We start from the raw sequence: 12685 nt of genomic DNA on the forward strand, positions 1-12685 counted from the left end.
GCAACTTTCATCAATGTCTCAACGTCCTCGTTTTTTGCTTAATACCTTAGCGAAAGTGATGTGTAGCGCGTTACTATTCATGCCAACGCTTGCGATCGCAGCGGTATCATCTACATCTACATCTACATCTACATCTACATCTACATCTACATCTACATCTACATCTACATCTACATCTACATCTACATCTACATCTACATCTACATCTACATCTACATCTACATCTACATCTACATCTACATCTATACGTGGTGAAGTGGTTATTGATTCATGGCGCAATGATGATGCCATTTGGAATGAAACGATTATTCCTGAGTTTAATAAACATTACCCCAATATTAAGGTGACATACCGATCACCTACCGACCCCTCGACATTTAATCAACAGTTAGATAACGATCTTGCTCAAGGTACGGCGGGTGATTTGATTGCGTGTCGTCCCTTTGATGGCTCATTGGCGTTATTTAAACAAGGTCATTTTAGTGATATCACCGAAATGCAAGGGATGGAAAATTTCCCCAGTTTTGCGTTAGGTCCATGGCAAACGGATTCTGGTGCTCAGACCTTTTGCTTACCAATGGCATCGGTTATTCATGGCTTTTTTTATAACAAAACCATTTTTTCAGATTTAAACTTATCGGTTCCAACAACAACGACTGAATTTAATCAGGTACTTAAAAAGATAAAAGCCAGTCAACGTTATGTACCGATAGCATTAGGCACGAAAGACAAGTGGGAAGCTGCAACAATGGGGTTTCAAAATATCGGCCCTAATTATTGGCAAGGTGAAGATGGGCGGTTAGGGCTAATTCAAGCACAAGATCGTTTTACTGATGTGCCATATCTTAATGTGTATCGTGCCTTGGCGAGCTGGAGACCTTATTTAGGGGATAATTACCGCCAACGCAGTTACGCTGATGCCATTGAGTTGTTTAAAAAAGGTAAAGCGGCTATTTATCCTACGGGATCATGGGATATTTCTACCTTTGCAAATAGTGTTGATTTTGGTGTTTTTCCTCCGCCAGTCGTTAATAAAAGTGATGAATGTTACATCAGCGATCATACCGATTTAGGCATGGGGTTGAATACTCAATCAGAAAAAAATCCTGCTGCGATAGCATTTTTGCAATGGATGACTACCGCTGAATTTGCAGAGCTACTCACCAATGGTATTCCGGGATTTTTCTCATTATCGAATCACTTTTTTGATGTTAACCATCCTATCGCCAATGAAATGATGACGTGGAGAAATAATTGCGATTCGACGATTCGTAATTCAGCCCAAATTCTTTCGCGCGGTAAGCCTGATTTTGAAGTTCAGCTATGGGAAACCAGTGTCGAAGTATTAAATGGCACCATGACACCAGAAGAAGCGGTTACCGCAGTACAAATGGGATTAAGTAGTTGGTATCAACCGCAGCAAGATGCTAAAACCTTGGCTGAAATGTGCCAAGTGATAACTTCTCGATCATCTTCAGATCAACAATCACTAGGTGCTAACAACACTTTATAGTTAAGATGCGTTTAATTGTGTCAACAGTCACTTATTCAATCAGGCTAACAGTGTGAATGATAAGGTAATTGTTAATACATGGTTGATATCTACAGGTTAGGCATATTACCATGCCGATATTTTCTTTTTGGATGATTTATCGTGTCAAAAATATTAGTTGTTGATGATGATGTACAGTTGTGTGAATTACTGACTGAAGTGCTAGAAGATGAAGGCCATGATGTCAGTTGTGTTCATTGTGGTGAATCGGCGATTGAGTATCTACAGAATAAAGGTGTCGATTTAGTATTACTTGATGTCATGCTACCGAATTTAGATGGAATGCAAGTTGCGCGGCGTATTTGCCAACGGTTTGCGACGCCTATTTTAATGTTAACGGCGCTAGGCGATGAAGCAACCATGCTTGATGGCTTGCAAGCTGGCGCTGATCATTTCATTACTAAACCATTTAAAGTGCCAGAATTATTGACACGCATTAGTGCTATTTTACGTCGCGTTGGTCTTGAGCGTCAACGACATCAGATCCGTTCGGGTGAGGAAAAGATGGCCGCTGAAATGTCACGCTTGCCATTAACCAGTACTGAATCTGAACTGTTAGAATATTTAATTAAGCATGATGGGATCGTAGTATCAAAAGCCGAATTACAAAAACAAGTGCTTAAAAAAGAACTGAGTCCCTTTGATCGTAATCTGGATATGCATATCAGTAATATACGCCGCAAAATTGTGTTAGCTGGAATGTCTAAATTACACATAAAAACCATTCGTGGCAGAGGGTATAGTTATACCGAAACAGTTAATTATTAAGTTAATAAAAGGATCGTGTTGTGGAAAGCCTCTGTCAGCGTAAAACATGGTATAAACCGCATCAAAAGCATGGTCTGGTTGTACGCCTTTTCTCATATTTTACGGTTAGCTTGTTATTAATATTATTACTGCAAAATTTAGCTGAAATTGCGTTAGTTAAAACGATGTTGCAGGTGCCAAAGAAAGTCCAACAAAATATGCTCGTTATGGCAGAGCAAGCCCAGCAACTTATTGATACGGGTAATAAGCAACAGCTAGGGCAGTGGGAACAACAACAGCCTTATTACTTGTTTGTACTTGATAAAGAACAACATGAAATGGGGGATAGAAAAATGCACCCTCATTTTGCGTTTAAACTTAACTATGCTCGCGGCATTAATACCCTGTTAGATTCACGTGTTAATCAACCTATCTTTGCGATTCCATTAAAAGACGGCAATCAACTGATGGTGCAATTGCCCTCTCAATTGCATCCGGCTAAATATTTTTCATTTTATTTTGGGTTGATTCAAGTTGTGATCGCAGTATTAATTTTGCTGATGTTTTCATTTCTTATTGCTCGTTATTTACAGCGTCCATTAAATACATTGCGAGAGGCGAGTCGCAGCCTTGCTAATGGTGATTTTTCCGTAAGAGTTGCTAATGCAGTGAGTGATAGTACGGTAGAGTTTAAATCACTCGCGACCGATTTTGATGAAATGGCGGAACAAATTCAGATGCTGTCTGAACGTCAGCGCCGCTTAATTCGAGATGTATCACATGAACTGCGGACACCGTTGGCTCGCCACAACTTATCATTACATTTAATGAGAAAACGGGTTGCACCTGAACATCAGCATCTTGTTGATCGCTTAGAACGCGAATCAGAGGAAATGAATCAACTGGTGAATGAAATTTTAGAATTTAACCAGTTACAAAATACAACGGAAAATGTCAATTTAATCCCGCTTGATGTTGAGAGTTTATGTTTAGCCACGGTGCCTGATATTGAAACGTTGCTTGGAAAACAACAAACATTAACGACAGCGATTGATAATAATATGCCATTAGTAATGGGTGATAGTCGTTTAATTGTGCGGGCTGTAAACAACTTACTGGGCAACGCGATGAAATATGCAGGTGAGCAGGCTCATATCCAGTTAATTTCAGCGCTGGTGGTCATTGAAGGGCAAGCATTTGTGCAGTTAAGTGTAGAAGATGATGGACATGGTATTGCTGAGCAACATCTCAAGCGTATTTTTGATCCATTTACTCGTATTGAAGGCGCACGTGATAAACAATCAGGTGGGTATGGGCTTGGCTTAGCTATTGTTAAAGAAGCAATGGCAGTAATGCATGGTGCGGTAAATGCCGAAAATCGTCAGCCGCAAGGGTTATCTATTCAGCTCTTGTTACCAGTCATGAATAAATAATAAAAATTATTAAATGATTACTATTTATAAAAGCTCACGAATTTATTAATTTTTTAGATAAAGTAGATTAAAGATGTCGATATTAATCTACTTTATCGATTTACTGTTTGATTATTATTCGATTTTAGATGGCTGTATGATTGAAGATTATGAATTTTTTCTTTTTAGGTGTTTTTTACTATAAATAAAGTGTTACATATTTATATATCACATTGATTTAAATCAACTAATAGTTCGTTTTATGATTTAACTGTTTGGATTATTCCATAAGCGTATATATTTGCGCTCGGAAGTTTTCAAAAGAGTAATATCATGATTAATAAGAAATATATAAAAAAAGCAATTGTGAGTGCTATCGCGCTAGGTATCGTTGGTTATGGTGCTATTGTGTACACTGTACATAAAGAAGATGTCACTTTAGCCAATAAACGCTTAGATGCCTTACCACTGCATAATATTGATGATCTCTCAGCACAAGCGATGCGATTATTAGCTGAAAAGGGCTGTGCAGATTGCCATACGCTCAATAGCCCATTGCCATTTTATGCTAAAGTGCCTGGCGTGAAGCAAACAATGCAAGTTGATATCGACAAAGCTAATCAATCCTTTGAGCTTGCACCTGTTGAACAAGCTGTTGAGCATCATCATGCGGTGAGTCAAGTTGCTCTTGCCAAATTAGAGTTTGTTCTTAACAACAATTCAATGCCAATTCCTAAATATCTCGCCATACACTGGCCATCAGCATACCTCAACAGTGCTGATAGACAGTTACTACTCGATTGGATCAAGCATCAACGCCAGCAATACTATCCAAACCCAACTGCCGCACCACAATTTAAGAATTTGGCTGTTCAGCCTATTCATACCGTATTTAAAACAGATCCTGCTAAAGTTGCGTTAGGTTTATCGCTGTACAACAACATTCACTTATCAGCCAACAATAAGTATGCCTGTTCGAGTTGTCACTCTATTCATACTGGCGGTACGGATAACTTACCGACCAGTTTAGGCATTAATAATCTTGATGATCCAATGAATGCGCCAACGGTGTATGACTCTGCATTTAATATGAGTCAGTTCTGGAATGGTCGTGCTGCTGATTTAGCGGCTCAAGCGGCGGGCCCTATTTTTAACCCCGTTGAAATGGGATCAAAAAACTGGGGTAATATCGTTGCTAAACTTAAACAAGATCCTCAATTAGTTAAATTATTTGATGCTTCTTATAAAGACGGTATGAACGGGGCAAATATCACCAATGCTATTGCTGAATATGAGAAAACATTAATCACCACCAATAGCCGTTTTGACCAATATTTAGAAGGTAATTTAAGTGCATTAACGCCTGAAGAAATCGAAGGCTTTAAATTGTTCTTAAAAACAGGCTGTCAAACTTGTCATGTCGGTCAAAGTATGGGCGGACAGTCATACGAGAAGATGGGTGTTTATAGTAGCTTCTTTGGTAACCTTAAAGGCAAACATATTGAGGGTGATAAAGGTCGTTATTTAGTTACCCACGATAAAAAGCAAATGCATTACTTTAAAGTCCCTAACCTGCGTAATATCGCGGTGACAGGGCCTTATTTCTCTGGTGGTCGCGCAGCAACTTTATCTGAAGCGGTCAATGCGATGGCGAAATACCAATGTAATACTGATTTTTCACCTAAAGAAACCAAAGCCATGGTCGCTTATTTAAAAACGCTAACAGGTGAATATAAGGGTAAGACATTAACCAACCCTAATTGCCATGATGTGAATGGTCAGCAAGTGTGTAGCAGTGCTAAAGATCAAGTCTGGAAACAAGTAACAGGGCGTAAATTACCAACTGAAACACAAGCTTAATTAAACCTCGCCTTTAGAGATCACAATAGCCGTCATTATTGGCGGCTTTTTTATGTTTGTAGGCCAGTTATCTAAAAAGGCAAAGGACAGCCATATCCTTGAACATTAACCATAAGTAATTACACTAAAGCATCGAGTTGTTTATAGTGAGGCGAATAGCAGTCTCAAGACAAAAACAGATATGGAAAAGGAACTCCTAGCGATGAAGATTTTTTGGTGTAAATTGAATAACGAAGAGAAAGCGCGGAGGTCATTTATTATGATTCCATTTATGTTTCTTATATTATTATTCCCTGATTCAACGACATTTTTTATGTTGAGTAAGTGGGAATTTACTGTATTAAGTGTAGTTGGAATGATTATTCAAGGTGGTTATTACAAATATAAAGTGCGAAAAGAGAATAAATCAAAGAAATAAAAAAAACAACAGGATGGCTATAAGATGGTACATCTAAAATTAGCAGCCTATAGGCGATTATAGTCTGCTAATTTGTGATTATTTCTCAGGTGTTTCAAGTGCTTTAACTGCGATGCTTAAAGTGTTGTGAATATCTGCATTGTTCTCAAGCATTCCTGAGCTTGCAGGTCCAAGCGCATTTGAATATAAGTCTCTTTGCTTTGTTAATGGTAGATCTAATTGGTCATATAAGGCTTGGCGAATTTTTGCATGCTGTTCTGGTGCATTATTCGATAGATCTACGAGGGTGTCATAAATGAGATGTTCGATTTGATTCATAGTAATTCCTTCATTACATAATGGCTAGTATATGCGTTATATCTCTTAAATGGCTAAACGTCCGAGATATTAATCACATAACGAATAAGGAGCTGTGCAGTTAATGCTTTCAGGCTATTTCTATATTGTTTAATGTGTTTCTATTCTTATAATTTGTCGTTTATTATCAGAATAACGATATTTGTTACTTCATTATATTAGTTCATTATTTGAAATTTTCGAATGTAACTTGTTAAAGTGTTTAATGATTATTAGTAAAAAAGCAGGTGCATGATCGGGACATGAAGAAAGTGAATGTTATTTTTGACGTAGCTCATTGTCATCGAGGTGGGAAGAGCAAATGCTAGTTATTTAACGAAAGACGTTGTCGTAAATAGGTAGCTTCTTCGTTATCGGTATACAATAGCCAATCAAAGGCACTTTGCCTCAAAGGGATTGACTATGTTGTGGTTTTTAATGGTAACGTTGCCGCTAGTGTTAGCAGGCATTCATAAATTGTTGTTGATGATTGGTATCTATCCTAAAAATAACAGCGTATTTATTATTCCCGCTATTATCATTTGTTACTGTATTTTCGCGGTCAGTTCAGCGTTTGATCGTGATGCTTTACCCGCAGTTTTAATCGCAATCTATTATATAGCGTTAACGGTAATTACAGTAAGAGCGACTATCCGTCGTTAATGTGATGATCGAATAAAATTCGCGTTTGTTTTATAACTCAATAGTAAAGGCAATTAAAATGAAGAAGCCATATCCTGCAAAAACCATTCAAAATGTTATTAACAGCGCTATTTATCACTTAAATTTACGTGATCATACTGAATATGAATTGCGTAAAAAATTAGAAGCGAAAACAGAACAGCAGGACTGGATTGAGACTGTATTACAACAAATGAAAGACTTCGGTTATGTAAAAGAAGATCTTCAGTTCGCGTTGCATTTTTGTGAGACAGCGTTTTCTAATGAACATGGGCAGCAATATATTAAGCAGAAACTAAAAACCAAAGGTATTCCTGCAACAATCATTGAAGAAGCATTAGTTGATATTATGGAGAAAAAACAAGTGTCTGAACTTGATATGATCAAAAGTCGTTTAGATAGTTATGATGATTTTAGTCAAACCACCAAAGAGAAAATAACCAACGATCTCACTAAGCGAGGATACAGTTTTCAAGATATTTCAAGAGCGATTGCGGAACATGATGCTGCCGATACGCTATTAACCAAAGCAAAAATCAAAGGCATGAATGCTGATCTTGAAACAGAAGTATTGAAGTTAGTCCGTAAGCTCAAAGGCAAAACAGTGATTAAGCAAGAGCTTAAAATGAAGCATGTTGATATTACTAACCTTGAGCAAGTCTTCTATGATTTAGAGGAAGCGGGTGAGGTCGATTTTTATGAAAATTGCCAATTAGTGTTAGCGAAAAAGCGGTTTGACCTGTCGAATTTTAAAGATAAAAGTAAAGCCTATGCTTATCTTTCATCAAAAGGTTATGGTTCAGATGAAATAAAAGAAGCCATGGCTGCTGCCAGTAATTAAACCTGCCGCACAGGCAGCTTAGAAATAACTAAAGTACACCGCGAACGTATTCTGCTTATTCACTGCCATATAGGTAGACATATGCGTTAGCCGCATGTTTATTCAATCTGACAAACACAAAACATTTCGCTAATAAACCATATTATTAATATTGTTAATAACTGTTTTCTAAATCGTTGTAGGTTGGGGCAGCGATGTTTACTATGTGCTACAAAGGATTTGTTGTTCGGTAAAATAAATGAAGAAAGATAAATACAATAATATTGCGGATCATATTTTTAAAGTAGATGCAGTAAAAATAGCGGTTTATGAGGTTATTACGCATAAGATGACAGCGTACAGAGCTGAGATTGTGTATGGCGTCACACCGAATACGTTGAATCGTTACGTTAAAAAATTCAATGCCGAGTTAACTTATTTACAAGCTTTAGGTTTAAAAGAAAAATAAATTATGTAAAGTCCAGTACCTACTGGACTTTACATCAGTGTGATAATGCTGCTTCATTATTCTCTCGTTCAAATGCAATCCAAGCTTCTTCTAAAGCGATTAGAGCTGCATTAATTTCTACTTGTTCTTTTTTTTGAATAATTAATTGTCTAACTTGTTTTTGCAGTGACAAAATATGCTGGCGTTTATCATTCATAAAGTAACTTCTTAATCCTTTTGCTTGATCCATACGCTAAACATCCGATCAAAATGTGATGGATAAAATAGTACATTTATTGTGGTTATTCTCAAGCGCTAGAAAGGGGGGATTAGCCGTGGTTATCAGTCAAATGATATGAAATGCATCAATTATGGTACAGGTTTGTTAATTATATAAATAACAATAGAACCAATAAATTATTGTCAGTTTTATTAATAAAAAAGAATGGTGTAAGGAAGAAGTACCCGTTATTAGTTAATGCTAATAACGGGTAGGGGGATCTTTATCGCATCACGTTTTTGAAGTGCTTCTTGCGTGTATATAAGAAGTCTACATCTGGTGGAAAGTCTTTATTATTTTTAGCATGCGTCATCATGTCAAAGACTTTAAATTCTGCTAATACAGCAAATGGGTAAGATTTAAATTCACCTTCACCATTGGCTTGTAAAGTAGGATCGTAATATTTACCATCTTTAAAAATAATCGCTTGGTCAATGATAGTTGCTTCATTGCAGCGATAACCTAAAACATAGCGATCACCTCGGCAATAAATCACATTCATATAGCTGTTATAGAATGTTTCATTTTCCGTTGTGGTACAGGCTGCTAATACCTCAGGATCCATTGCCTCTACCGTTACAATACGGACTTTCTCGGCAATAAAATTGCGTTCTTCTAGTTGTTGATGAATAGCTTCAAGACTTAATTGAGTCACTTTTAATACCGCAGAAATCAATAAAAACGGCCGAATTATACGCCCGTTTGTTGTGAATGTCTTTGAAAAAACAGTATTGAGTACGGAATAATCCACTATTGCGGTTACGTTAATCGCTTATTTTTATTGATTCATTAGTATAAAAATATTGAATTGATTATCAATTGTATTTGTTGACAAAAAATTTACGAATGCAAAGAATGTAAATTTAATGCAAATGGTAATGGTTATCACTTATATTCTTATTCTGAGTTTGGCGGCATCATTTGATGGTGACAAACAATCAAGACTACTTGAACAGCGAGTCGGTGCTGATATTGAGTATCTTTAAAAGCCTACAGAGGTTCGTTTTTAAAGATGCGGTATTAAGTCACAACGTCATTCAGTTGGTTTTATTCTCAAAGATACGGTAAGTGGAGATAACGGAATATGTTTTCTAAAAGTCAGCTAACACTATTGATTGGTGCAGTATTATCAGCACCGATTGCTCATGCAGAAATTACAAATACAGATGAGCATATGGTGGTCACTGGACGTGATTATGGCTATAAGGCTGACACGAATTCGACAGCAATGCGTATGGAGATGACTCAATTAGAAACGCCAGGACAAGTTGCTGTTATTGATGAGAAGCTAATTGATGAACAGCGTGCAAGTACATTAGGTGAAGTGTTACAAAACGATGCCAGCATTTCTGCGGGCGGCACCAGTCGTAACCGTGAACGTTTTTCTCTACGTGGTTTTGAATTAGGCAGTAGTAGTGGTTTCTTACGCGATGGTCACCAGCATTGGTCGCATTACCGTCAGCCTGTTGAATTATTAGAGCGTGTAGAAGTGATGAAAGGCCCTGCAGGTTTGCTTTATGGGCAATCAGCGCCGGGCGGCTTGGTTAACATGGTATCTAAAAAGCCAACTTACGACACTCAAATGAATTTTAGCCAAGATATTGGTTCAAATAACCATACTCGTAGTGTGCTTGATGTAAGTGGTTCGCTAAATGCAGATCAAACATTACGTGGACGCGTGGTATTAGCGAAAGAAGATTACGATTCATGGCGTAAATTCAGTGATGGCTCAACACCGTCAACCGATCGCTTTGTTGGTGGGATGTTCCTTGATTATGATGTCAATGATAACGTGACGGTGTCACTACATTATGATCGTACTCAAGATAACGGCAGCGTTGATTCAGGTGCTTACATTGTAGATGGCAAGCCAGTGATGGGTCGTGATCATGTGTGGGATGCACAGTGGTCTAAAATTGATAATGATGTTCAGAATATGGGCTTTGATGTTAAAGCACAATTAACTGATACATGGGCATTAAATACTGGTTTTAACTACCAAGATTTCGTACGTAACGATAAAGAAAGTTACCCAGATTTTAGTAACTTTGATCAAAATGGCACTATTAAACAAGGTGGTAGTGATCGCCATGATGAGTGGGCATTTAAAACCGCGTATACAGATTTTGTTGGTGAGTTCGATACATTAGGCGTGCAGCATCAGTTATTAATTGGCGCAAACTGGTTAGGGTATAGTTACGATCGTTTCCAGCGTTCATTTAATTCAGTGGATGTAAAACCCGGTGATACAGCTCCAACACCAACGTTTTCTAACGGTAAGCCAAAACAATCACATTCATCATACGATGCTTGGGGTTTCTATGCACAAGATATGATCACTGTGAATGATTATTGGCAAGTGTTAGCAGGGGTGCGTTTTGATCGCCAAGTGAAAGATGGATTAGCGGAAGAAGCAGTATCGCCTAAGTTGGCGGCAATTTTCCACCCAGCCGAAAATGGTTCTATTTACTTAGCATATTCTGAAAGCTTTGAGCCTCAAGGTGCGGTGTCGTCTAGTTCTAAAAACTATATCAATGATGGTTCTCAGTTAGATCCGTTACGTGGTAAACAATATGAATTAGGTACTAAGTGGGAATTATTTGATAATCGTTTATTCGCATCTGCTGCAGTGTTTAATATTACTCAAGAAAATACCGCTATTGATGTTGAAGTGGGTAATGGCTGGTATGAAAAAACGCAAGCTGGTGAGCGTGTTCATAATGGTGTAGAGGTTGCTCTGCAAGGTAAGATCACCGATAAATTAAGTATGAACGCATCAGCGATGTACCTTGATGCTAAATACACTAAAGATCAAAACTACCAAGGTAATCGTCCGGCAGATGTGCCAGAGTTTGCTGCAAGCGTATGGTCAACATATAACGTAACTGAGGCAACTGATGTTAACCTTGGTGTGATTTATGAAGGTTCTCGCTTCGGTGATGCAGCGAATACCTTTAAGAAAGACGGTTACACACGTGTTGATGTTGGTGTCGCGCACACTTACAAGTATGACGATAAACTGGATATCGTTGGTCGTGTAAATGTAGAGAACCTATTTGATACAGATTACATGGCCGGTGGCGGCTCAACTAGCAAAGACTATGTAGGTGCTACTGGTGTAACACTAGGCGAAGGCCGTAACTTCATGGCAACCATTGAGTTTAAATACTAAGGTTTACGCCAAATAAACAAGGGGAAGTATTAACTTCCCCTTGTTGTGATCTGAATGTAGCGGCTTATAAACTGTTAATCACAATTGTTATTGTTTATAGTTCGCGACCTTTGCAGTACTTTTTATTTTTAACATTCCCTTTTTTGTTTTTTTGGTTATTACAGATAACGATTGATTAAATATTATGAATTTTATTAAAACTAGCCTTGCTATTGTTATTCTCAGCGTCACCACTGGCGCTCATGCTTCTAATCTCGATAACGCACGTTCGATTGAGAACAAGACCAATACAGCATCTGCTGTGAGTCAGGATCACATTGATAAAAGTGCTGATTCTGTGTTGTCAATGAAAGCCAACATCGAGCAGTTACAAGAAGAAGTAAAAAACTTAACTATCTATCATGATCATTTAGCGCGATTGGTTCAAAATCAGGCGCAAGAAGTGGCTTCTATCGATCAACAAATTGCAGATATTAAACAGACTCGTCAGGGCGTAGTACCACTGATGTACCAAATGATTGATGGTTTAAAGACGATTGTTGAAAACGACAAACCGATTAAACATCAAGCCCGTTTAGCGCGAGTGAATAAACTTGAAACCATGATGTCACAAGCTGATATTAGTGATGCCGAGAAATTCCGTCGTATTTTAGAAGCCTACCAAATTGAAATGGATTACGGCACTAAACTCGCCGCTTACCAAGCGAAAATCACTCTTGCTGATAATAAAACGATTGAAGTGAATGTACTCCATTTAGGGCGTATTGCTTTGGTTGCGCGCAGTTTAAATGGTAGCCATTACTGGAGCTGGAATACAGCGGCTAAACAGTGGCAAGTGATTGATGCGAGCGAAGGTGCAAATATCGATAAGGCGTTTGCGATTGCTGATAACCAAGTTGCCCCAAGTTTGATTACTTTACCTGTTTCAGGTTTTACAACTAACGTAGAGAGTAAATAAC

13 protein-coding genes are annotated in these 12685 nt (G+C 37.9%); 9 read left to right on the top strand and 4 right to left on the bottom strand.

Translation table 11 applies throughout. From position 1 onward, the window contains the following. Positions 1-18 precede the first annotated feature (18 nt). Positions 19-279, bottom strand: a complete 261-nt coding sequence (locus BTO21_RS20265; protein WP_244906773.1) for a hypothetical protein — start codon at positions 277-279, stop codon at positions 19-21. On the opposite strand from BTO21_RS20265, the gene BTO21_RS13335 reads away from it, so the two are divergent. From BTO21_RS13335 to BTO21_RS13350, 4 genes are all read left to right on the top strand, one after another. Beyond that, positions 257-1513 carry an ABC transporter substrate-binding protein gene (locus BTO21_RS13335; RefSeq protein WP_420874936.1) on the top strand — a complete coding sequence of 419 codons (1257 nt, stop codon included), beginning with the start codon at positions 257-259 and terminating at the stop codon, positions 1511-1513. The genes BTO21_RS20265 and BTO21_RS13335 overlap by 23 nt on opposite strands. A gap of 141 nt (positions 1514-1654) precedes the next feature. Next, complete coding sequence (locus tag BTO21_RS13340) at positions 1655-2320, top strand: response regulator transcription factor (protein ID WP_065192497.1); 666 nt, start codon at positions 1655-1657, stop codon at positions 2318-2320. Between the two features lie 20 nt (positions 2321-2340). Beyond that, positions 2341-3732 carry an ATP-binding protein gene (locus BTO21_RS13345; RefSeq protein ID WP_045031083.1) on the top strand — a complete coding sequence of 464 codons (1392 nt, stop codon included), beginning with the start codon at positions 2341-2343 and terminating at the stop codon, positions 3730-3732. Between the two features lie 312 nt (positions 3733-4044). Further along, positions 4045-5571 carry a cytochrome c peroxidase gene (locus BTO21_RS13350; protein WP_052672694.1) on the top strand — a complete coding sequence of 509 codons (1527 nt, stop codon included), beginning with the start codon at positions 4045-4047 and terminating at the stop codon, positions 5569-5571. Between the two features lie 496 nt (positions 5572-6067). On the opposite strand, the gene BTO21_RS13360 is transcribed toward BTO21_RS13350, so the two are convergent. Next, positions 6068-6307, bottom strand: coding sequence for a PAS factor family protein (locus tag BTO21_RS13360; protein ID WP_268830707.1), 240 nt, complete (start codon positions 6305-6307; stop codon positions 6068-6070). 441 nt (positions 6308-6748) lie between these two features. Between BTO21_RS13360 and BTO21_RS13365 the strand changes: the two genes are divergently transcribed. From BTO21_RS13365 to BTO21_RS13375, 3 genes are all read left to right on the top strand, one after another. Next, complete coding sequence (locus tag BTO21_RS13365; RefSeq protein WP_045031087.1) at positions 6749-6988, top strand: hypothetical protein; 240 nt, start codon at positions 6749-6751, stop codon at positions 6986-6988. 58 nt (positions 6989-7046) lie between these two features. Next, positions 7047-7847, top strand: coding sequence for a RecX family transcriptional regulator (locus tag BTO21_RS13370; RefSeq protein ID WP_045031089.1), 801 nt, complete (start codon positions 7047-7049; stop codon positions 7845-7847). 238 nt (positions 7848-8085) lie between these two features. Then, positions 8086-8295: a hypothetical protein gene (locus tag BTO21_RS13375; protein WP_045031091.1), complete on the top strand. Its 210-nt coding sequence runs from the start codon at positions 8086-8088 to the stop codon at positions 8293-8295. Positions 8296-8329: 34 nt separating this feature from the next. Here the strand turns inward: BTO21_RS13375 and BTO21_RS13380 are convergent, their stop codons facing one another. Together BTO21_RS13380 and BTO21_RS13385 are read right to left on the bottom strand one after the other, a co-directional pair. Continuing rightward, positions 8330-8524 (bottom strand): hypothetical protein, encoded by a 195-nt coding sequence (locus BTO21_RS13380; protein ID WP_045031093.1) that lies wholly within the window; start codon positions 8522-8524, stop codon positions 8330-8332. Positions 8525-8777: 253 nt separating this feature from the next. Beyond that, entirely contained in the window at positions 8778-9209 is a 432-nt protein-coding gene (locus BTO21_RS13385; RefSeq protein ID WP_045031143.1) for a hypothetical protein, read from the bottom strand. Positions 9210-9638: 429 nt separating this feature from the next. On the opposite strand from BTO21_RS13385, the gene BTO21_RS13390 reads away from it, so the two are divergent. Both BTO21_RS13390 and BTO21_RS13395 read left to right on the top strand, forming a co-directional pair. Further along, positions 9639-11726 (top strand): TonB-dependent siderophore receptor, encoded by a 2088-nt coding sequence (locus BTO21_RS13390; RefSeq protein WP_045031095.1) that lies wholly within the window; start codon positions 9639-9641, stop codon positions 11724-11726. A gap of 184 nt (positions 11727-11910) precedes the next feature. Beyond that, entirely contained in the window at positions 11911-12684 is a 774-nt protein-coding gene (locus tag BTO21_RS13395; protein WP_045031097.1) for a DUF3450 domain-containing protein, read from the top strand. Position 12685 lies beyond the last annotated feature (1 nt).

The organism is Photobacterium phosphoreum, from assembly GCF_002954725.1.
In the GTDB taxonomy this organism is placed as follows: Bacteria; Pseudomonadota; Gammaproteobacteria; order Enterobacterales; family Vibrionaceae; genus Photobacterium; species Photobacterium phosphoreum.